We start from the raw sequence: 21,495 nt of genomic DNA, 5'->3' as shown, positions 1-21,495 counted from the left end.
CAAAGGCGTCCGATAGAAGGCCTTTCCCGATCCCGACTACAGGAGTGCGAGATGGCCAAGCGTATCCAGTTCAGCCAGCATGGCGGCCCGGAAGTGCTGCAGTTTGTGGAATTCGAACCCGCTCCGCCCGGGCCGCAGCAGGTACGAGTGCGTAACCATGCGATCGGCCTGAACTTCATCGACACCTACTTCCGCAGCGGGCTGTATGCACCGCCATCGCTGCCCTCGGGGCTGGGTACCGAGGCGGCGGGTGTGGTCGAGGCGGTGGGCGAGGGCGTGACCCGCCTGAAGGTTGGCGACCGCGTGGCTCATGCCGGTGGCCCGCTGGGTGCGTACAGCGAAGTGCATACACTGCCGGAGGCCAACCTGGTCAAACTGCCCGACAACATCAGCTTCGAGCAGGCGGCGGCGGCGATGCTCAAGGGCCTGACCGTGCAGTACCTGTTGAAGCAGACCTATGCGGTGAAGCCAGGCGACGTGATCCTGTTCCACGCAGCGGCGGGCGGCGTGGGTTCGTTGGCGTGCCAGTGGGCCAAGGCACTGGGGGCCAAGCTGATCGGTACCGTCAGTTCTGCCGAGAAGGCCGCACGGGCCAAGGCGCTGGGCGCATGGGCGACCATCGACTACAGCCACGAGGACGTGGCCAAGCGGGTGCTGGAGCTGACCGACGGCAAGAAATGCCCGGTGGTGTATGACGGGGTGGGCGCCGACACTTGGCTGACTTCGCTGGACTGCCTGCAGCCGCGTGGGCTGATGGTGAGCTTCGGCAATGCCTCGGGCGCGGTGAGCGGGGTGAACCTGGGCATTCTGGCGCAGAAGGGTTCGCTGTACGTGACCCGGCCGACGCTGGCGAGCTATGCCAACAATGCCGAGAACACCCAGGCCATGGCCGATGACCTGTTTGCGATGATTGGCAGTGGCAAGCTGGTTGTGGATATCCAGCAGCGATATCCGCTGGGCGAGGCGGCCAAGGCGCAGGCGGAGCTGTCGGCACGCAGGACTGTGGGGTCTACGGTATTGTTGCCTTGAATGGTTGGAAACGCGTTAGGGCGACGATGTGTACGCCTTGAGGTTTTCAACGCCTGGGAGATCGAGCGCCGCGCGGGCGGCGCTCGATCTCCCAGGCGCTGCTTCTATCAGCCCGGACGCACAACCTCGCCAGTTGCCAGATTACGAATCACACTCGGGTTTTTCCTTCCACCCAACGCTCCACCCAGCACCAGGTCCAGCTGGCCATGGAAGTACTGTTCCACCCGCAACCGGGTCTTCGCCGCTGGGCGCCCGCCAGGATTGCACGAGGTGGAAATCAATGGCCCCACCAATGCACACAGCTCCCGCACCAACGGGTGGTCGCTGACCCGCAGCGCCACCGTGTCATGCTGCCCGGTCACCCACTCGGGCAACAGGTCCTGATGCGGCACCAGCCAGGTATTCGGCCCCGGCCAGGTGCTGCCCATGCGATCGATCCAGTCTTCGGGAAAATCCTCGAACAGGAAGTCGAACTGGCGGATGTTGTCGGCCACCAGGATCAGCCCTTTATCCACAGGCCGCGACTTCAGCGCCAGCAGGCGATACACCGCGTCCTCGTTCCACGGGTCGCAGCCCAGGCCCCAGACCGCTTCCGTCGGGTAGGCGATCACCGCGCCCGCCCGGATCTCACGTGCGGCTTGTTGCACTCGAAAACTGCTCACCATTTCTGTCACTCCACCTATGAAACTTGCTTGTGAGCAGTGTACTTAGCCCGCGCGGGCAAACCAACGCCCGGCTTCATTGCTGACCCGCCCTTGCAGCTCAAGTTCGGTAAGCTGCGCCAGCACATCGGCCAGCGGTTGCTCGCTGCAATGAGCCAGGCTTTCGCTGGTCTGTGGTGCAGCATGCAGCAGCGCGAGCAAAGGATGCTCGAACTTGTCCACAACCGCCGGCGGCAGGTTGTGCCAACCCTGCAGGCTTTCCAGGATCTGCTCCACGCTTTCCACCAACAGCGCGCCGTCACGAATCAACTGGTGGCAACCCTTGGCCCCTGGGTGGTGAATGGACCCTGGGATGGCATACACCTCGCGACCCTGCTCGGCCGCCAGACGTGCAGTGATCAACGAACCACTGGCCAGACTTGCCTCGACCACCAGCACACCCAGCGCCAAGCCACTGATGATGCGATTGCGCCGTGGGAAGTTGCCCGGCAGCGGTCCGGCGTCCAGCGGGTACTCGGAAACCAGAGCGCTGCCATTGTCGACCATCGCCTGCGCTAGAGCCTGGTGGCGCTGTGGATAAAGTTTTTGCAACCCCGTACCCAGCACCCCGATCGTGCGCCCTCCAGCCTGCAACGCGGCCCGATGAGCGGCGCCATCTATACCCACGGCCAGCCCGCTGGTGATGGTGAAACCGGCTTGTGCCAAATAACGGGAAAACGCACCGGCATTGTCGATCGCCGGCGGTGAAGCACGCCTGCTACCCACAATGGCAAGCTGTGGACGTTCGAGCAGAGCCGGGTCACCGGCGACGAAAAGCAGCGGCGGAGCATCGTCGATCTCGGCCAGTAGCGGTGGGTAGCCAGGGCCGTCCCACATCAATAAATGCTGGCCCGGGCGCTCTAGCCAGGCCATTGCGGCCAATGCGCCTTGACGGACTTCGGCACTGCGCCTGGCATCGATGGTGGCCTGCGGTATGCCCAATGCACGCCAGGCACCGGCCGGGGCACACAGGGCCGACGAGGCACTGCCAAACGCTTCGAGCAAGCTGCGAAAACGTCGCAATCCGGTCTCCGGCAGGCGGTGCAGGCGCAATCGCGCCTCCAGCTCTGCAGGTGGAAGAGGCGACGAATGGTAATTTTTCATGAGGATCATCCTTGATCGAAACGGGGCCATCAGCGTGGCACAAGCTGTGGATAACTTTGTTGATAACGCTTTGACAAGCTGTCCATCGAATAGGCTATAAGCTGGCCCTGAAAACCCTAGCCGAGCTTTGCCAGGTGCTGAAATCCCCGTTTCCCTTTATTATGTGTGCTCAGTTTTCAACCGAACGCACAGTGACTGCCTGACCTTATGGCCATCTTGAACATTCTCGAATTCCCGGACCCGCGCCTGCGCACCATCGCCAAACCGGTGACGGAGTTCGACGACGCCCTGCGCCAGCTGATCGACGACATGTTTGAAACCATGTACGAAGCCCCCGGCATCGGCCTGGCCGCCACCCAGGTCAATGTGCACAAGCAGGTCGTGGTCATGGACCTCAGCGAAGACCGCAGCGAGCCGCGCGTGTTCATCAACCCGACGGTCGAAGAGCTGACCCATGACATGGGCCAGTACCAGGAAGGCTGCCTGTCGGTACCGGGCTTCTACGAGAACGTCGACCGCCCGCTGCGTGTGCGGGTAAAGGCCCAGGACCGCGACGGCAAGCCGTACGAGCTGGAATGCGAAGGCCTGCTGGCGGTGTGCGTGCAGCACGAATTCGATCACCTCAATGGCAAGCTGTTCGTCGATTACCTGTCGCAGCTCAAGCGTGACCGGATCAAGAAGAAGCTGGAAAAGCAGCACCGCCAGCAAGCCTGATCCCTACCTTCCAGAAGGCTTGCTCCGGCAAGCCTTTTTCTTTTTTGAAGCGAGAACTCCATGCGCATCGTCTTTGCAGGCACACCAGAGTTTGCCGCCGAACACCTCAAGGCCCTGCTCGACAGCCCGTACGAGATCGTGGCCGTCTACACCCAGCCCGACCGCCCCGCCGGCCGTGGCCAGAAACTCATGCCGAGCGCGGTCAAGGCACTGGCGGTGGCCCATGACATTCCGGTGTTCCAGCCGCCGTCGCTGCGCAACGCCGAAGCCCAGGCCGAACTGGCTGCGCTGCAGCCAGACCTGATGGTGGTGGTGGCCTATGGCCTGATCCTGCCGCAGGCAGTGCTGGATATCCCGCGCCTGGGCTGTATCAACAGCCACGCCTCGCTGCTGCCACGCTGGCGCGGTGCTGCACCGATCCAGCGCGCCGTGGAAGCCGGCGACGCCGAGAGCGGTGTGACCGTGATGCGCATGGAAGCAGGCCTCGACACCGGCCCGATGCTGCTCAAGGTAGTCACCCCGATCAGTGCCGAAGACACCGGTGGCAGCCTGCATGACCGCCTCGCCGAAATGGGCCCGCCCGCCGTGGTACAGGCCATTGCCGGCCTGGCCGACGGCTCGCTGCAGGGCGAAGTGCAGGACGATGCCCTGGCCACCTACGCGCACAAGCTGAACAAGGACGAAGCCCGTATCGACTGGAGCCGACCGGCCGCCGAGTTGGAACGCCTGATCCGTGCCTTCAACCCGTGGCCGGTGTGCCACAGTACCCTCGATGGCGAAAGCGTGAAGGTGCTGGCCGCCAACTTGTCCGCAGGAAAAGGCGCCCCCGGCGAAATCCTGTCCGCTAGCAAGGACGGCCTGGTCGTCGCCTGCGGTGACCAGGCGCTGAGCCTCACCCGCCTGCAACTGCCCGGCGGCAAGGCGCTGAACTTCAGCGACCTGTTCAACAGCCGCCGCGAGAAATTCGCCAGCGGCAAGGTGCTGGGCCAATGAACCCACGCCTCGCCGCCGCCCGCGCCCTTGCCGCTGTGCTCAGCGGCAAGGCCTCGCTGAACAGCTCGCTGCCGGCGCAGCTGGACAAGGTCGACGAACGCGACCGTGGCTTGACCCAGGATCTCGCTTTCGGCACCGCACGCTGGCAGCCGCGCCTCGACCTGCTGGCCGCACAGTTGCTGCAAAAGCCGTTCAAAGCCGCCGACGCCGATGTCCAGGCGCTGTTGCTGGTCGGCCTGTACCAGCTGTTCTACACCCGTATTCCGGAGCACGCCGCCATCGGCGAAACCGTGGGCTGTGCCGACAAGCTGAAGAAGCCTTGGGCCAAGGGCCTGCTCAATGCCGTGCTACGTCGCGCCCAGCGCGAAGGCGAGGCATTGCTTGCGGGCATGGAGCGCGACCCGGTGGTGCGCACCGCCCATCCACGCTGGCTGCAAAAATCGTTGAAAGCCTTCTGGCCGGAGCAGTGGGAAGCCATCTGCGCCGCCAACAATGCCCACCCGCCCATGATCCTGCGGGTCAACCGCCGACACCACAGTCGCGACGCCTACCTGGCGCTACTGGCCGAGGCGGGCGTTGGCGCCAGCGCCTGCCAATACAGCCGTGACGGCATCGTGCTGGCCGAAGCCTGCGATGTGCGTGGCCTGCCCGGCTTTGCCGAAGGCTGGGTGAGCGTGCAGGACGAAGCCGCGCAGCTGTCCGCCGACCTGCTGGAGCTGGCCCCGGGCCAGCGCGTGCTGGATGCCTGCTGCGCACCCGGCGGCAAGACCTGCCACCTGCTGGAGGCCGAAGCCGGCCTGGCCCAGGTAGTGGCCATCGACCTCGAAGCCAAGCGCCTGAGCCGGGTGCGCGAGAACCTCGACCGCCTCCAGCTTGACGCCCAGCTGATCGCCTGCGATGCCCGCGACACCGCCAGCTGGTGGGATGGCAAGCCGTTCCAGCGCATCCTGCTCGACGCGCCGTGCTCGGCCACCGGCGTGATCCGCCGTCACCCGGATATCAAGCTGACCCGCCAGGCCGACGACATCCCGGCCTTGGCCGCGCTGCAAGGTGAACTGCTCGATGCCCTTTGGCCAACCCTGGAGGTTGGCGGCATGCTGCTGTACGCCACCTGTTCCAGCCTGCCGACGGAGAACACTGAAGTGATCGACGCCTTCCTCGCCCGCACCCCTGGCGCCCGCGAGCTGGACCTGGCCACCGCGGCCGGCCTGCGCCAGCCCCACGGCCGCCAGTTGCTGGCCCAGCAAGGCGGCCACGATGGCTTCTACTATGCCAAGCTGATCAAGATCGCCGCTTCGCGCGGATAAGAAAACAAGGTAGGGAGTAGCGGATGAAGATCATCATCCTCGGGGCAGGTCAGGTAGGCGGTACGCTGGCAGAGCACCTGGCGAGCGAAGCCAACGACATTACCGTGGTCGACACCGACGGCGACCGCCTGCGCGACCTGGGCGACCGCCTGGACATCCGCACGGTGCAGGGCCGCGGCTCGCTGCCCACGGTGCTGCGCCAGGCCGGTGCCGACGATGCCGACATGCTGGTGGCAGTGACCAACAGCGACGAGACCAACATGGTCGCCTGCCAAGTGGCCTATTCGCTGTTCCACACCCCGACCAAGATCGCCCGAGTTCGCGAATCGGCCTACCTCACCCGCGAAGAGCTGTTCGACAACGACCATATTCCGGTCGACGTGCTGATCAGCCCGGAACAGGTGGTGACCAACTACATCAAGCGCCTGATCGAACAACCCGGCTCGCTGCAGGTGATCGACTTTGCCGAAGGCAAGGCCCAGCTGGTGGCGGTGAAAGCCTACTACGGCGGCCCGCTGGTGGGCCAGCAACTGCGCCAGATCCGTGCCCACATGCCGAATGTCGACACCCGCGTGGCAGCCATCTTCCGCCGCGACCGCCCCATCACGCCACGCGGTGACACGGTGATCGAAGCCGATGACGAAGTGTTCTTCATCGCCGCGAAGAAGGACATCCGCGCGGTAATGGGCGAACTGCGCCGCATCGACGAGACCAACAAGCGCGTGGTCATCGCCGGTGGCGGGCAGATCGGCGAGCGCCTGGCCGAGGCCATCGAAAGCCGTTACCAGGTAAAGATCATCGAGATGAGCCCGGCCCGTTGCCGGTACCTTTCCGACACCCTGGAAAGCACCGTGGTGCTGCAGGGCAGTGCCTCGGACAAGGACCTGATGCTCGAGGAAAACATCGCCGATGCCGACATCTTCCTGGCCCTGACCAACGATGACGAAGCCAACATCATGTCATCGCTGCTGGCCAAGCGCCTGGGTGCGCGCAAGGTGATGACCATCATCAACAACCCGGCCTACGTCGACCTGGTGCAGGGCGGCGAGATCGACATCGCCATCAGCCCGCAGCTGGCCACCATCGGCACCCTGCTGGCGCATGTGCGCCGGGGCGACATCGTCAGTGTGCACTCGCTGCGCCGCGGTGCAGCCGAGGCCATCGAGGCGGTCGCGCACGGGGATGCGAAGTCGAGCAAGGTGGTCGGCAAGGCCATCGAAGACATCAGCCTGCCGCCGGGCACCACCATCGGCGCGATCATTCGCGACGAAGAGGTGATCATCGCCCACGATGACACGCGGATCGAATCGGGCGACCATGTGATCCTGTTCGTTGTGGATAAAAAGCACATCCGGGATGTGGAGAAACTGTTCCACGTTGGCTTGAGTTTCTTCTAGGAAAACAGGGCATGCGCGAATCACTGGAGAAGATGCTCGCCAAGGGTGTGGATAACCCGTTGCTGAGGTTTGGCCTGGGCAAGGCTTGGCTGGACGAAGGCAATGGCGCTGAAGCGGCCGTGCACCTGGCGCGGTGCGTGGAGCTGGACCCGAAATATTCGGCGGCGTGGAAGCTGCTGGGCAAGGCGTACCAGTTGCAGGGTGACCTGGCGGCGGCGCGCAAGGCCTGGGAGGAGGGAATCGTGGCGGCGCAGGCGCATGGCGACAAGCAGGCCGAGAAAGAGATGGCCGTGTTCCTCAAGAAGCTGAACAAGGCTTGAGATCGCCGGGGCTGCCTCGCAGCCCATCGCGACGCAGGGCCGCTCCCAAGAAATCCGCGCTCTGAGCTGCGCCGCTAATGTTGGACACCTGTCCAGCATCTGAGGCGCAGCTCACTCGCTTGTAGCAGCGGCCTTGCGTCGCGAAAGGGGCGCGAAGCGCCCCCAAGATCTCAATACCAGCGCGGTTCGCCCGCCGGGCGCTTCTTGAAGCGCTTCATGCTCCACATGTACTGGCTCGGGTACTCGCGCACGTAACGCTCGACCACCTTGCTCATCGCCGCCGCCGATACCGTCACATCGGTGCTGTACATTTCTTCTGGCGCCGCCTCGAGGAACACCTTGAAGCCCGAGCCGTCCGGCAACCGCAGTGCATGCAGGAACACCCCCACCGCCTTGCCACCGGCCAGCATGTTCGGCACGAACTTGCTGGTCAGCGCCTGGGTCCCGAGGAACGGCACGAATACACCAGCCGACTCTGCAGGCTCCGGGTCGGCAGGAATGCCCACCTGGCCACCACGGCGCACTTCCTTGATGACGCTGAGGATGCCTTCCTTGGTCGAAGGCGCCACGCGGTTGCCCATCTGCACCCGCTGCTCACGCAGCAGGTCATCCACGGCCTTGAGCTTCGGCGGGCGGTAGAAGATGATCGGTTTGCACTGGTTGCAATAGAAGTGGTTCAGCACCTCCCAGTTGCCCAGGTGGCTGGTGATACCGACCACGCCCTTGCCCGAGGCCAGGGCCTGCTCCAGCACTTCCAGGCCATGCACTTCCTTGACCAGCGCCAGCGAGCGTTGCGGCGGCCAGATCCAGGCACAGGCACTTTCGACGAAGGATTTGCCGATATCTTTCAGCGCACGGCCAACCAGCTGCTCACGCTCGGCCGGGTCCATCTCCGGGAAACACTTGGCCAGGTTGATGCGCACGACGTTGCGCGAGCCATTGGGGATTTTCCACATCAGCCAGCCGATACCCGCGCCGACGCGCTGCACAGCGCCCCAGGGCAGCTTGGCAAACAGGCGCAGCACCCCGACCATCAGGGCGCCCTTGAACTTTTCCACAGGCGAATTCCTTATTTCAGCAAGGCGCGCATTGTAACCCCTCAGCGCAACAAGGCGGCGTAGCGATCGCAATCGGTGGTGTGGTCCATGACCATGCCAGTGGCCTGCATGAAGGCATAGCAGATGGTCGGGCCGACGAAGGTGAAGCCGGCCTTCTGCAGGGCCTTGCTCATGGCCTTGGCCTCCTCGGTTACCGCTGGCACCTCGCTGCGGCTACTGAAATGGTTGATCTTCGGTTCCCCACCAACGAACGACCAGAGCCATTGCGCCGGGTTATCCACAGCCAGCCAGGCCTGGGCATTGCGCCGGGCGGCCTTGAGCTTGAGGCGGTTGCGGATGATGCCGGCGTCCTGCATCAGCGCTTCGATCCGCTCATCGCTCAGGGCCGCCAGTTGCACGGGATCGAAGCCATGCAGCACCTCGCGATAGCGCTCACGTTTGCGCAAAACGGTGATCCAGGAAAGCCCGGCCTGGAACCCTTCGAGCAAAAGCATCTCGAACAGCAACGCCGGGTCACGCTGGGGCGTACCCCATTCCTGGTCATGGTAGGCCTGGTACAACGGATCGTCGGTACACCAAAAGCAGCGTGGCATAAGGCTCCAATGAGTAGAGGGCGAGGCGAATCAGGTTATACTCCCGCTCTTTACATCCGCATCCCCAGATACAGGTGAATTTCGTGAGCCAGCCTACGCCAGCCGTGCGTACCTTCCAAGACCTGATCCTCGCCCTGCAGAACTACTGGGCCGAGCAAGGTTGTGTGGTGCTTCAGCCCTACGATATGGAAGTAGGCGCCGGCACATTCCACACCGCCACATTCCTGCGCGCCGTGGGTCCAGAAACCTGGAACGCCGCCTATGTGCAGCCTAGCCGTCGCCCTGCCGACGGGCGGTATGGCGAAAACCCCAACCGCCTGCAGCACTACTACCAGTTCCAGGTAGTACTGAAGCCGAACCCGGCCAACTTCCAGGAGCTGTACCTCGGCTCGCTGAAAGCCATCGGCCTGGACCCGCTGGTGCACGACATTCGCTTCGTCGAGGACAACTGGGAATCGCCGACCCTGGGCGCCTGGGGCCTGGGCTGGGAAATCTGGCTCAACGGCATGGAAGTCACCCAGTTCACCTACTTCCAGCAGGTGGGCGGCATCGAGTGCTACCCGGTCACCGGTGAAATCACCTATGGCCTGGAGCGCCTGGCCATGTACATCCAGGGCGTTGACTCGGTGTACGACCTGGTATGGGCCGACGGCCCGTTCGGCAAGGTCAGCTACGGCGACGTGTTCCACCAGAACGAAGTGGAGCAGTCGACCTATAACTTCGAACACGCCAACGTCGAGAAGCTGTTCGAACTGTTCGATTTCTACGAAAGCGAAGCCAACCGCCTGATCAAGCTGGAGCTGCCGCTGCCGACCTATGAAATGGTCCTGAAGGCCTCGCATACCTTCAACCTGCTGGACGCCCGCCGCGCCATCTCGGTAACCGAGCGCCAGCGCTACATCCTGCGTGTACGTACCCTGGCCCGGGACGTGGCGCAAAGCTATCTGCAAGCCCGTGCACGCCTGGGCTTCCCGATGGCCACCCCTGAACTGCGTGACGAAGTGTTGGCTAAGCTGGAGGCTGCACAATGAGTGCTCAAGATTTCCTGGTAGAACTGGGCACCGAAGAGCTGCCACCGAAAGCCCTGGCCAGCCTCGGCGAAGCCTTCCTGGCCGGCATCGAGAAGGGCCTGCAGGCCGCCGGCCTGAACTACACCGGCAAGCACGTCTATGCTGCGCCGCGTCGCCTGGCCGTGCTAATCCGCCAGTTGGACGTGCAGCAGCCAGACCGCAGCATCAACATTGACGGCCCGCCCCTGCAGGCGGCATTCAACGCCGAAGGCGAGCCGACCCAGGCGGCCCTGGGCTTTGCCAAGAAGTGCGGTGTGGAGCTGGCCGAAATCGACCAGAGCGGCCCCAAGCTGCGCTTCTCCCAGCACATTCCAGGCAAGGCCACCGCTGGCCTGCTGCCAACCATCGTCGAAGACTCGCTGAACGACCTGCCGATTCCCAAGCGCATGCGCTGGGCAGCCAGCCGTGAAGAGTTCGTGCGCCCGACCCAATGGCTGGTGATGCTGCTGGGCGACCAGGTGGTCGACTGCACCATCCTGTCGCAGAAGGCTGGCCGCGAATCCCGTGGCCACCGCTTCCACCACCCGGAGAACGTGCTCATCACCACCCCGGCCAACTACGTCGAAGACCTGCGCAAAGCCTACGTGCTGGCCGACTTCGCCGAGCGCCGCGAGCTGATCAGCAAGCGTACCGCCGAGCTGGCCATGCAGCAGGAAGGTACCGCCATCGTGCCACCGGCGCTGCTGGACGAAGTGACCGCCCTGGTCGAGTGGCCGGTACCGCTGGTGTGCTCGTTCGAGGAGCGTTTCCTCGAAGTGCCGCAAGAAGCCCTGATCACCACCATGCAGGACAACCAGAAGTACTTCTGCCTGCTGGACAGCGACGGCAAGCTGCTGCCGCGCTTCATCACCGTGGCCAACGTCGAGAGCCGTGACCCGAAGCAGATCGTGCAGGGTAACGAGAAGGTCGTGCGCCCACGCCTGACCGACGCCGAGTTCTTCTTCAAGCAGGACAAGAAGCAGCCGCTGGAAACCTTCAACGAGCGCCTGAAGAACGTGGTTTTCCAGGCTCAGCTGGGTACCGTGTACGACAAGGCCGAGCGCGTTTCCAAGCTGTCTGCCTTCATCGCCCCGCTGATCGGCGGCAACGCCCAGCGCGCCGGCCGCGCCGGCCTGTTGTCGAAATGCGACCTGGCCACCGAGATGGTTGGCGAATTCCCTGAAATGCAGGGTGTCGCCGGTTACTACTACGCGCTCAACGACGGCGAGCCGGAAGACGTCGCCCTGGCTCTGAACGAGCAGTACATGCCGCGCGGTGCTGGCGCCGAGCTGCCGCAGACCCTCACCGGTGCTGCCGTGGCCATCGCCGACAAGCTCGATACCCTGGTCGGCATCTTCGGTATCGGCATGCTGCCCACCGGTAGCAAGGACCCGTACGCCCTGCGCCGCGCCGCCCTGGGCGTGCTGCGCATCCTGATCGAGAAGCAGCTGGACCTGGACCTGACCGCTGCGGTCGACTTCGCGGTCAAGCAGTACGGCGCCAAGGTCAAGGCCGCCGGGCTGGCCGAACAGGTGCTGGAGTTCATCTTCGACCGCCTGCGTGCACGCTACGAAGACGAAGGCATCGACGTTGCCACCTACCTGTCGGTACGGGCCCTGCAGCCACGCTCGGCGCTGGACTTCGACCAGCGCGTGCAGGCCGTGCAGGCGTTCCGCAAGCTGCCGGAAGCCGAGGCCCTGGCTGCGGTGAACAAGCGCGTGTCCAACCTGCTGAGCAAGGCCGAAGGCGCCATCGCCGACCAGGTCGAGCCGAAGTACTTCGACAACGCCAACGAGTTCTCGCTGTACTCGGCGATCCAACAGGCCGACCAGGCCGTACAACCGATGGCCGCTGCACGCCAGTACAGCGAATCGCTGGCTCGCCTGGCAGCCCTGCGTGATCCGGTCGACGCCTTCTTCGAGGCGGTGATGGTCAACGCCGAGGACGCCAAGGTACGCGCCAACCGTTATGCCCTGCTCAGCCGCCTGCGCGGCCTGTTCCTGGGCGTGGCCGACATCTCGCTGCTGGGGTAAGCCTTGAAACTGCTGATTCTCGACCGTGACGGGGTGATCAACTACGACTCCGACGCCTACATCAAGACGCTGGAAGAATGGGTCCCGATCCCTGGCTCGGTCGCAGCGATCGCGCAGTTGAGCAAGGCGGGCTGGACGGTGGCTGTCGCCACCAACCAGTCCGGCATTGCGCGTGGCTACTACCCCCTGGCCACTCTCGAAGCCATGCATGCGCGCCTGCGCACGCTGGTGGCGGAGCAGGGCGGCGAAGTGGGCCATATCGTGTATTGCCCGCACGGGCCTGACGAGGGCTGCGATTGCCGCAAGCCCAAGCCTGGCATGCTGCGGGCTATCGCCGAGCATTACCAGGTGAGCCTTGAAGGCGTCTGGTTCGTCGGCGACAGCAAGGGTGACCTGGAAGCCGCCTTGGCCGTCGGTGCACAACCGGTGCTGGTGAAAACCGGCAAGGGCGAGCGGACCCTGGAAAAAGGCGTCCCGGAAACTACACTGATTTTCGACGATCTGGCAGCTATCGCCAGAGAACTAATTTAAACAGTGCGCCTTCGGGCGCATTTTTCTCAGGCGGGCATGCCCCGCAATGGTACAAGCCACTATGTCGATCCTGCAGGCGATCAGAATCTTTCTTTTTTACCTGCTGCTGGGCACCAGTTCGCTGCTGTGGTGCTCGCTGAGCTTCTTTGTCGCGCCGTTCCTGTCTTTCCCCAAGCGCTATACGTTCATCAATGTGTACTGGTGCCGTTGTGCCTTGTTCCTGGTGCGTACCATCCTGGGTATCGATTACAAGATCACCGGTGCCGAAAACGTGCCGAAGGAGCCCTGCGTGATCCTGTCCAACCACCAGAGCACCTGGGAAACGTTCTTCCTTTCCCAATACTTTTCGCCGCTGAGCCAGGTGCTCAAGCGCGAGCTGTTGTACGTGCCGTTCTTCGGTTGGGCCATGGCCATGCTGCGGCCGATCGCGATCAACCGCGACAACCCCAAGGAAGCCCTGCGCCAGGTAGCAAGCAAGGGTGATGAACTGCTCAAGCAGAAAATCTGGGTGCTGATCTTCCCGGAAGGCACCCGCGTACCGTTCGGCACCATCGGCAAGTTCTCCCGTGGCGGTACTGCCTTGGCGGTAAATGCCGGGCTGCCGGTGCTGCCGATCGCGCACAACGCTGGCAAGTTCTGGCCAAAGACCGGTTGGGGCAAACGCGCAGGCACGATCGAGGTGGTCATTGGCGAACCGATGTACGCCAACGGCACTGGGCCACGTGCAATCGCCGAACTCAATGACCGCGCCGCAGCATGGAATGAAGCGACCCAGCGGGCCATGGGTTCGCTGCCTCCGGCAGCGGAAAACCCTCAGGAACAAATGGCTTGACCATCTGTGGATAACTTGTGTGCAATTTTTGGATGAAATGGTCGAAGTAAGCGCTAAGGCATTGAATTAGCTGCTTATTTTTCTGTATGACCTTTTTCTGAAAATCGTGCATAAGTTTTTTCTGGGCATAAAAAAACCGGCTTTTACAGCCGGTTTTTTTATAGGTGGATCATGTGTGTCGAGAGCAGGTCCGCGTTAGCCGTCAGACCTTGTCGATATCCACATCCTTGGTTTCTTTCAAGCAAAAGAATCCCACCACCAGGCTGACCCCTGTCACCAGCACCGGGTACCACAGCCCATAGAAGATGTCCCCGGTATACACCACCAGCGCGAACGACACCGTCGGCAGGAAGCCACCGAACCAGCCATTACCGATGTGGTAGGGCAGCGACATCGAGGTGTAGCGGATACGGGTCGGGAACAGCTCGACCATCACCGCCGCCAGCGGGCCATAAGTCATGGTCGCGATCAGGATCATTGCCACGATCAACACCACCACCATCACCTGGTTGACCTGTGACGGGTCAGCCTTGGCCGGGTAGCCGGCCTGCTCCACCGCCGCGCGCATGGCGGCTTCGTCGAAGCCGTTGATGGTCTTGTCACCAATGTTCACCACCACTTCGCTGCCGGCTACATCCACCGAACTGTAGGGCAGGCCCTGCTTCACCAGGAAGGTCTTGACCTTGTCACATGGGCTGTCGAAACGCGCCTTGCCCACCGGGTCGAACTGGAAGGTGCAGCCTTGTGGATCGGCAGTGACCACGATCGGTGCCTGGCGGCTGGCGGCGTCGATCTGTGGGTTGGCGTAATGACTCAGCGCCTTGAACAGCGGGAAGTACAGTACGGTGGCCAGCAGCAGCCCGAGCATCAGGATCGGCTTGCGGCCAACACGGTCGGACAACCAGCCGAAGAACACGAAGAACGGCGCCCCGATCACCACGCTGATGATCAACAGGGTGTTGGCCTGGGCCGGGTCCATCTTCAGCATCTGGGTCATGAAGAACAGCACATAGAACTGCGCGGTGTAGAAGGTTACAGCCTGCCCGGCGTTGATGCTGAACAAGGCGGTAAGCACTACCTTGAGGTTCGGCCAGGAGGTGAACGACTCACGAATCGGCGATTTGCTGACCTTGCCCTGGGCCTTCATTTTCACGAAGGCCGGCGACTCATGCATGCTCATGCGGATCCAGGTGGAAATGGCCAGCAGCACGATCGACAACAGGAACGGCAGGCGCCAGCCCCACGTCTCGAACTGGTCGCCACTGATATAGCGGCTGCCCAGCACGACCAACAGCGACAGCAACAGGCCGAGCGTGGCGGTGGACTGGATGAAACCGGTATGGAAGCCGCGCTTGCCGGGCGGTGCATGTTCGGCCACGTAAGTGGCGGCACCGCCGTACTCACCGCCCAGCGCCAGCCCCTGCAGCATGCGCAGCACCACCAGGATGATCGGTGCGGCAATGCCAATGCTGGCGTAAGTGGGCAACAGCCCGACAGCGAAGGTCGACAGGCCCATCAGCACGATGGTGACCAGGAAGGTGTACTTGCGCCCGATCATGTCCCCCAGGCGGCCGAACACCAATGCACCGAATGGCCGCACCAGGAAGCCGGCAGCGAAGGCCATCAGGGCAAAGATGAACGCGGTGGTGTCGTTCACACCAGCAAAGAACTGCTTGCTGATGACCGCTGCCAGCGCGCCATAGAGAAAAAAGTCATACCACTCGAACACCGTCCCGAGGGATGACGCGAAAATGATCTTGCGCTCTTCACGACGGCTGGGGCTGCTGGCCGCCGCACTCTGCTCTTGGATGAAATCCGACATCGTTGCTGTCCTCGGCCCTAAGGCCACAGTGATTATTGTTGTTGTTCCACTGTCGACGGCTTCTGACCGCAAGCCGCCGTTCACTTGCACGCACCCGGGTCAGGGCGTCGGTATTGCGTCTTCGTTCAGACAGGTCTGGGTAGCCGCTCCTTTGAGGATCAGTTGCGCCGCCTTTTCAGCGATCATCAGGGTGGGTGAACAGGTATTGCCGGAAGTGATCTGCGGCATGATCGAGGCATCGGCGATGCGCAGGCCGGGGATGCCATGCACCCGCAGCTGGTTATCCACAACATCCATTGCGCCGTTGCCCATGCGGCAGGTGCCGACCGGGTGAAAGATGGTCGTGCCGATCTTGCCCGCGGCTTCGAACAGCTCTTGCTCACTTTGCAAGGCTGGGCCGGGCAGATATTCCCTGGGCTCGAAGGCGGCGAGGGCAGGCGCCTGGACGATACGCCGGGTAAGGCGAATGGCATCGGCGGCAACGCGCAGATCCTCGGCGGCGCTGAGGTAGTTGGGGTCGATCAGCGGCGTGCTGCTCATGTCGGCACTGCGGATATCGACACGCCCGCGGCTGGCCGGGCGCAGGTTGCACACCGATGCGGTAAAGGCCGGAAACGCGTGCAGTGGCTCGCCGAAGCGCTCGAGTGACAGCGGCTGCACGTGATACTGCAAGTTGGCGGTGGTCTGCTCCGGGCCAGAGCGTACGAACGCACCCAGCTGGCTCGGGGCCATCGCCAGCGGACCGCTGCGGTCGTAGAGATAGCGCAGGCCCATGCCCATCTTGCCCAACAGGCTGTTGGCCATCTGGTTCAGGGTGCGGGTATTGCGGACCTGATAGATCAACCGCAGTTGCAGGTGGTCCTGCAGGTTACCCCCCACACCTGGCATGTCGTGACGCACGCCGATACCGAGGCGTTCCAGCAGCGGGCGCGGGCCGATGCCGGAACGCTGCAGGATACCCGGCGATCCCACCGCCCCCGCGCACAGCACGATCTCGCGGCGTGCTGCAAACTCGTGCCAGGCACCTTGCCACAGCGCTTTCACAGCACGCGCACGGGTGTTGTTGAGAAGCACCTGGTCAACCTCGACACCGGTCAGCACTGTAAGGTTGGGGCGGTTACTGATAGGCCGCAGGAAAGCCTTGGAGGCGTTCCAACGCACACCGCTGCGCTGGTTGACCTGAAAATATCCACAGCCTTGGTTATCACCGGTATTGAAGTCATCGACCTTGCCGATGCCACTCTGCTCGGCAGCGTCGCGGAAGGCGTCGAGGATCGGCCAACTGTAGCGCTGGCGTTCAACCCGCCATTCGCCGTCACCGCCATGGTATTCGCTGGCACCGGCAAAGTGGCTCTCGCTGGCCTTGAACAGCGGCAGTACATCCTTCCAGGCCCAGCCGTCATTGCCTTGCTCGGCCCAACGGTCATAGTCCGCCGCCTGGCCGCGCATGTAGATCATGCCGTTGATCGAGGAACAGCCGCCCAGCACCTTGCCTCGCGGGTAACCCAACGCGCGGCCGCCCAGGCCGGGCTGTGCCTCGGTCCTGTAGCACCAGTCGGTGCGCGGGTTGCCAATGCAGTAGAGGTAACCGACAGGGATGTGAATCCACGGATAGTTGTCGCGTCCACCCGCTTCCAGCAGCAGGACGCGGCAGGACGGGTCGGCGGATAAACGATTGGCCAGCAGGCATCCGGCAGGGCCGGCACCTACAACCACGTAGTCGAAGACAGAATCGGCTGATGGCATGTGCAACCTCGCGCCTGTTTTTTATTCTTGTCCCGAACCATCTTAGTGAGTAATTTCGTGGAGGAAACACGAGATTTCGCGCAGCCGCTGTGCGTTTTGGCACAGCGACCATCACTGCAACGGTGCGTCACTGCAGGAGCGGCCTTGTGTCGCGATGGGGCGCGCAGTGGCCCTGGTAAAGCACATTCGGTCATTGAGATGGACCGGGTTTGCTGTACTCGGGGCCGCTGCGCGCCCCATCGCGACACAAGGCCGCTTCTACACAAGTACGCGCCTGGAGCACAGGGAATAGCATGTTCGACTGGAACGATCTGCGGTTTTTCCTCGAGTTGCAGCGCAGCGGCCGCCTGCTAACCGCCGCCAAGCGCCTCAACACCACCCACAGCACCGTCGCCCGGCATATCGAAAACATCGAGCAGAGCCTGGGCACCGCGCTCTTCGTGCAGCACGCCCAAGGTTACGAGCTGACCCCTTCGGGCCAGGCCCTGCTCAAACACGCCGAGGCCATGGAAAATGTCGCCCTGCTGGCGCAGGAAGAAATCACCCAGGCCATCACCCCGCTGGGCAAGATTCGCCTTGGGGTAACCGAAGGCATCGGCATCATGTTCTTCACTCCGCGCATGAATGCCCTGTTCGAACGCTACCCCGGCCTGGAAGTGGAATTGGTGGCAGTGCCGCGCTTCGTCAGCATTCTCAACCGCGAAGCGGAGATCAGCATCCACCTGGAGCGTCCGAGCGCCGATTTGCTGATCACCCGCAAGCTCACCGACTATCGCCTGGCCCTGTACGCCAGCCAGGCTTACCTGGACCGTGCGCCTGCGTTGCGCAACCGCGAGGACCTGGCCCGGCACAGCTGGATCGGCTACGTCGACGACCTGCTGTTCAGCCAGGAGCTGTTGTTTCTCAACAGCTTCTGCCGCACACCCAACGTGGTATTCCGCAGCACTAGCGTGATCGCTCAGCAGGCCGCCGCCCGCGCCGGGCTGGGCATCGCCGTACTGCCCAACTACATGGCCCGCCACGACCCGACACTGGTGCGCGTACTGCCTGGCGAGACCATCCAGCGCAGCTACTGGATCTGCACCCGTCGCGAGCTGCACAAGTCGGTGCGCCTGCGGGTCGTATGGGACTACCTGCTGGCGCTGTGTGCGGCTGAACAGAGCGAACTGCTAGCCCAGTAATGCCTTGCCGGCAAGCAGCGCCGCCGCCACCCACCCCGCCATAGCGAACATCTGCTGCAAACGCGGCCCGGCCAGCCTGGCCGCCAAAGGCCGCGCCAGCAGCAAGCCGAGCACCGCGCCAACGGCAAACGGCGCACCGACCTGCCAGTGCATGACCCCGGCCAGGCTGGCACTGACCACACTGCCGGTAGACACCAGGGCAATCACCGCCAATGAGGTGGAGACGATGCTGGCCATGCGCAAATTGGTATAGCGGTTCAGCGCCGGGATGATGACAAAGCCACCGCCCACACCCAGCAGCCCGGACAGCAGGCCGGACAATGCCCCGGTGAACGCCAGGGCGCGCGCGCAGGGCAGCGTCCAGCGCAAACGCCCCTGCAGCGGGTTGAGCACACAGGGTTCGATGTAGCGATGGGCGTCATTGGCTTCGCCACGCAATTCCTTGGCCGCCTTGCGCCAGATACGCAGGCACGCGTATACCAGTACCCCGGCGAATACCAATTGCAAGGGTGAATTGGGCACGCGGTGCGCCAGCATCAGCCCGAACGGCGCCGTGGCCACACCCACCAAGGCGATGAACAATGCCGCCCGGTAGCGCACCAAGCCCTGGCGCAAGCCCAGCACAGCCCCCACAGCCGCCGCCAGGCCGACGGCCAGCAGGCCAACCGGTGCCGCCTCGACCATCGACAGCCCGAGGCCGAACACCAGCAATGGCACTGCCAGGATGCCACCCCCTGCACCGGTCAACGCCAGCACGGCGCCAATGATTGCCCCCAGGCCTGCACCCAACAGTTGCTGTTCGATCACTGGCCACCCTCGGCTACCAGCGGCTGCGGCCGCGCCAGCCACTCGCGTCCCTTGAGCATGCCTTGCCAGTACAAGGGGGGCAGCACTTGCGCCTTGAGCAACCAGGCCAGGCGCGTCGGCTTGCGGCCATCCAGCAACCAGCTGGGGAAACTCGGCGCCAGCTTGCCGCCATAGCTGAACTCCGCGAGGACAATCTTGCCCCGCTCAACGGTAAGCGGGCAGGAGCCATACCCGTCGTAGCGGGCCAGGGTTGGCAGCCTGCCCAGTGCCACCAACACGTTGTTGGCCACTACCGGGGCCTGCTTGCGAGCAGCCGCAGCGGTCTTGGCATTGCTGGTGTTGGCAACGTCACCCAGGGCATGAACATTGGCGAACTGGCGATGGCGCAGGGTGTGCGGGTCGACATCAACCCAACCGGCAGCGTCGGCCAAGGGGCTTTCGCGGATGAAATCCGGCGCCACTTGTGGCGGCACCACATGCAGCATGTCGAAAGCCTCGGTGCGGGTTTCGCTGCTGCCATCAGCCAAGGTCCGCACAAAGGTGGCGCGCTTGTTGGCGCCGTCCACGGCGACCAGGCGGTGAGCAAAGTTGAGGTCCACCGCGTACTTTTCGATGTACTTCATCAGCGCGGGTACGTAGTCCGGCACGCCGAACAACACCGCACCGGCATTGAAGAAACTGGCTTTCACTGCACCCAGCCGGCCATGGCGCAGCCAGTGGTCGCAAGACAGGTAAAGCGCCTTCTGCGGAGCGCCCGCGCATTTGATCGGCATCGGCGGCTGGCAGAACAGGGCGCGGCCTTGCTTGAGCTTCTGCACCAGCTCCCAGGTATAGGGGGCCAGGTCATAGCGATAGTTGGAAGTGACGCCATTGCGCCCCAGGGTTTCGCTGAGCCCCTCGATGGCAGCCCAGTCCAGCTTGAGCCCAGGGCAAACCACCAGCTGTTGGTAACCGATGGCGCGCCCATCGTCGAGGATGACCTGTTGGCCGTGCGGGTCGAACCCTTGCACCCGTGCCTTTATCCAGCGCACACCGCGCGGAATGGTCGAGGCCATGGTGCGGGCCGTGCTCGGTGCGGTGAACACACCGGCACCGACCATGGTCCAGCCGGGTTGGTAGTAATGCACCTCGGCAGGGTCGATCAACGCCACGTCCAGCGACGGGTCACGGCTGATCAGGCTGGAGGCGGTGGCAATACCGGCGGCACCGGCACCGACGATGACCACGGTGTGATGGTCGCTATTGGCAGGGGACAACAAGGCAGGCATGGCGGTAAATCCTGGAAATCTGGTTATGGGGCAGGGTGGTCACAGCGTGTTCAGCGGAATCTTCAGGTAGCTGACACCATTCTCTTCCGGCGCGGGCAACTGGCCGCTGCGCATGTTCACCTGCACCGACGGTAGGATCAGCACAGGCATATCGAGGGTCTTGTCGCGGGCTTCGCGCATGGCGACAAAGCTGTCCTCGTCGATCCCTTGGTGGATATGGATATTGCTGGCGCGTTGCTCGGCCACCGTGGTGACGTACTGCATGTCGCGGCCACCGGGCAGGTAGTCATGGCACATGAACAGCAGCGTCTGGTCAGGGAAGGCCAGCAGGCGGCGGATCGAGCGGTACAGGGTGCGCGCATCGGCCCCAGGGAAGTCACAACGAGCGGTGCCGTAGTCGGGCATGAACAGCGTATCGCCGACAAACACGGCGGTCTCGCCTGCGTCCTCGATCATGAAGCTCATGCACGCGGGAGTGTGTCCCGGGGTGTGCAAGGCACGGGCATGCAGGTTGCCGATGCGAAAGCCTTCTTCGTCCTCGAACAACGCATCGAACTGGCTGCCATCGCGAGCGAAGCCAGGTTCGGCGTTGAACAACGCACCAAACACTTTCTGCACCTGGGTGATGTGTGCGCCAATGGCGGTGTGGCCACCCAGTTTCGCCTTCAGGTAAGCCGCTGCCGAAAGGTGGTCGGCGTGTACATGGGTTTCCAGTATCCATTGCACGCGGGCTTCAAGCTCGGCCACGCGCTGGACCAGGCGGTCTGCCGAAACGGTGCAGGTGCGTCCGGACTTCGGGTCGTAGTCCAGCACACTGTCGATCAATGCGCAGTGGCGTGTTTCACGGTCCATGACCAGGTAGCTGATGGTCGAGGTCGCCTGGTCATAGAAGGCGTCCACGTGCAGGTTGTTGCCGATGATCATCACGTTCTCCAAATTTTCCGCCCAGCCTTGTACAGGCGTAGGCAGTGAAAGGAGCTTTATCAAGATGCATGCCAGGCATTTTCCTG

20 protein-coding genes are annotated in these 21,495 nt (G+C 63.2%); 11 read left to right on the top strand and 9 right to left on the bottom strand.

The genetic code is table 11. The features are described 5' to 3' along the window. The first annotated feature begins 51 nt into the window (after positions 1–51). Complete coding sequence (locus tag ACJA3S_RS00160; RefSeq protein ID WP_406820474.1) at positions 52–1,029, top strand: NADPH:quinone reductase; 978 nt, start codon at positions 52–54, stop codon at positions 1,027–1,029. Between the two features lie 107 nt (positions 1,030–1,136). On the opposite strand, the gene ACJA3S_RS00155 is transcribed toward ACJA3S_RS00160, so the two are convergent. Together ACJA3S_RS00155 and dprA are read right to left on the bottom strand one after the other, a co-directional pair. After that, positions 1,137–1,694, bottom strand: coding sequence for an L-threonylcarbamoyladenylate synthase (locus ACJA3S_RS00155; protein WP_225779847.1), 558 nt, complete (start codon positions 1,692–1,694; stop codon positions 1,137–1,139). Between the two features lie 42 nt (positions 1,695–1,736). Continuing rightward, positions 1,737–2,834 carry a DNA-processing protein DprA gene (gene dprA / locus ACJA3S_RS00150; RefSeq protein ID WP_406820473.1) on the bottom strand — a complete coding sequence of 366 codons (1,098 nt, stop codon included), beginning with the start codon at positions 2,832–2,834 and terminating at the stop codon, positions 1,737–1,739. Positions 2,835–3,041: 207 nt separating this feature from the next. On the opposite strand from dprA, the gene def reads away from it, so the two are divergent. The 5 genes from def to ACJA3S_RS00125 are packed head-to-tail and all read left to right on the top strand — an operon-like array spanning position 3,042 to position 7,565. Further along, on the top strand, positions 3,042–3,548 hold the full coding sequence (gene def / locus ACJA3S_RS00145) for a peptide deformylase (protein WP_051097836.1): 507 nt from the start codon (positions 3,042–3,044) through the stop codon (positions 3,546–3,548). Between the two features lie 60 nt (positions 3,549–3,608). Then, entirely contained in the window at positions 3,609–4,541 is a 933-nt protein-coding gene (gene fmt / locus ACJA3S_RS00140) for a methionyl-tRNA formyltransferase (RefSeq protein WP_406820472.1), read from the top strand. After that, complete coding sequence (gene rsmB, locus ACJA3S_RS00135) at positions 4,538–5,848, top strand: 16S rRNA (cytosine(967)-C(5))-methyltransferase RsmB (protein ID WP_406820471.1); 1,311 nt, start codon at positions 4,538–4,540, stop codon at positions 5,846–5,848. Before fmt ends, rsmB begins: the two co-directional genes overlap by 4 nt. Positions 5,849–5,871: 23 nt before the next feature. Next, on the top strand, positions 5,872–7,245 hold the full coding sequence (trkA, locus tag ACJA3S_RS00130) for a Trk system potassium transporter TrkA (protein ID WP_406820470.1): 1,374 nt from the start codon (positions 5,872–5,874) through the stop codon (positions 7,243–7,245). A gap of 11 nt (positions 7,246–7,256) precedes the next feature. Beyond that, positions 7,257–7,565: a tetratricopeptide repeat protein gene (locus ACJA3S_RS00125; RefSeq protein ID WP_170027567.1), complete on the top strand. Its 309-nt coding sequence runs from the start codon at positions 7,257–7,259 to the stop codon at positions 7,563–7,565. A gap of 170 nt (positions 7,566–7,735) precedes the next feature. On the opposite strand, the gene ACJA3S_RS00120 is transcribed toward ACJA3S_RS00125, so the two are convergent. Together ACJA3S_RS00120 and ACJA3S_RS00115 are read right to left on the bottom strand one after the other, a co-directional pair. Further along, positions 7,736–8,623, bottom strand: coding sequence for a lysophospholipid acyltransferase (locus ACJA3S_RS00120; protein WP_170027565.1), 888 nt, complete (start codon positions 8,621–8,623; stop codon positions 7,736–7,738). Between the two features lie 41 nt (positions 8,624–8,664). Then, the gene (locus ACJA3S_RS00115; RefSeq protein ID WP_406820469.1) at positions 8,665–9,216 is read right to left on the bottom strand and encodes a DNA-3-methyladenine glycosylase I; all 552 of its coding nucleotides are present in this window, start codon (positions 9,214–9,216) and stop codon (positions 8,665–8,667) included. Between the two features lie 83 nt (positions 9,217–9,299). Between ACJA3S_RS00115 and glyQ the strand changes: the two genes are divergently transcribed. Genes glyQ through ACJA3S_RS00095 form a run of 4 tightly spaced genes read left to right on the top strand, consistent with a single transcriptional unit; the run spans position 9,300 to position 13,661 of the window. Next, complete coding sequence (gene glyQ, locus ACJA3S_RS00110) at positions 9,300–10,247, top strand: glycine--tRNA ligase subunit alpha (RefSeq protein ID WP_029615043.1); 948 nt, start codon at positions 9,300–9,302, stop codon at positions 10,245–10,247. Then, positions 10,244–12,298, top strand: coding sequence for a glycine--tRNA ligase subunit beta (gene glyS / locus ACJA3S_RS00105; RefSeq protein WP_406820468.1), 2,055 nt, complete (start codon positions 10,244–10,246; stop codon positions 12,296–12,298). Before glyQ ends, glyS begins: the two co-directional genes overlap by 4 nt. Before the next feature lie 3 nt (positions 12,299–12,301). Continuing rightward, a complete protein-coding gene (gmhB, locus tag ACJA3S_RS00100; RefSeq protein WP_170027560.1) occupies positions 12,302–12,829 on the top strand; it encodes a D-glycero-beta-D-manno-heptose 1,7-bisphosphate 7-phosphatase in 528 nt (175 codons plus the stop codon). A gap of 46 nt (positions 12,830–12,875) precedes the next feature. Then, on the top strand, positions 12,876–13,661 hold the full coding sequence (locus ACJA3S_RS00095; RefSeq protein ID WP_406820467.1) for a lysophospholipid acyltransferase family protein: 786 nt from the start codon (positions 12,876–12,878) through the stop codon (positions 13,659–13,661). A gap of 202 nt (positions 13,662–13,863) precedes the next feature. On the opposite strand, the gene ACJA3S_RS00090 is transcribed toward ACJA3S_RS00095, so the two are convergent. Together ACJA3S_RS00090 and ACJA3S_RS00085 are read right to left on the bottom strand one after the other, a co-directional pair. Next, positions 13,864–15,483, bottom strand: a complete 1,620-nt coding sequence (locus ACJA3S_RS00090; RefSeq protein WP_406820466.1) for an MFS transporter — start codon at positions 15,481–15,483, stop codon at positions 13,864–13,866. A 99-nt stretch (positions 15,484–15,582) separates the two neighbouring features. Then, positions 15,583–17,229, bottom strand: coding sequence for a GMC family oxidoreductase (locus ACJA3S_RS00085; RefSeq protein ID WP_406820465.1), 1,647 nt, complete (start codon positions 17,227–17,229; stop codon positions 15,583–15,585). Between the two features lie 293 nt (positions 17,230–17,522). Between ACJA3S_RS00085 and ACJA3S_RS00080 the strand changes: the two genes are divergently transcribed. Further along, positions 17,523–18,410 (top strand): LysR family transcriptional regulator, encoded by an 888-nt coding sequence (locus tag ACJA3S_RS00080; protein WP_406820464.1) that lies wholly within the window; start codon positions 17,523–17,525, stop codon positions 18,408–18,410. Here ACJA3S_RS00080 and ACJA3S_RS00075 read toward each other — a convergent pair. Genes ACJA3S_RS00075 through ACJA3S_RS00065 form a run of 3 tightly spaced genes read right to left on the bottom strand, consistent with a single transcriptional unit; the run spans position 18,399 to position 21,409 of the window. Then, positions 18,399–19,217, bottom strand: coding sequence for a sulfite exporter TauE/SafE family protein (locus ACJA3S_RS00075; protein WP_406820463.1), 819 nt, complete (start codon positions 19,215–19,217; stop codon positions 18,399–18,401). The genes ACJA3S_RS00080 and ACJA3S_RS00075 overlap by 12 nt on opposite strands. Continuing rightward, entirely contained in the window at positions 19,214–20,485 is a 1,272-nt protein-coding gene (locus ACJA3S_RS00070) for an FAD/NAD(P)-binding oxidoreductase (RefSeq protein WP_406820462.1), read from the bottom strand. Before ACJA3S_RS00070 ends, ACJA3S_RS00075 begins: the two co-directional genes overlap by 4 nt. A gap of 39 nt (positions 20,486–20,524) precedes the next feature. Continuing rightward, a complete protein-coding gene (locus tag ACJA3S_RS00065; protein WP_406820461.1) occupies positions 20,525–21,409 on the bottom strand; it encodes an MBL fold metallo-hydrolase in 885 nt (294 codons plus the stop codon). Positions 21,410–21,495 lie beyond the last annotated feature (86 nt).

Source organism: Pseudomonas sp. KnCO4 (assembly GCF_045344305.1).
Lineage (GTDB): Bacteria > Pseudomonadota > Gammaproteobacteria > Pseudomonadales > Pseudomonadaceae > Aquipseudomonas > Aquipseudomonas anuradhapurensis.
Note: the sequence above shows the minus strand (reverse complement) of the source record. Positions and strands in the feature narration are given on the sequence as shown.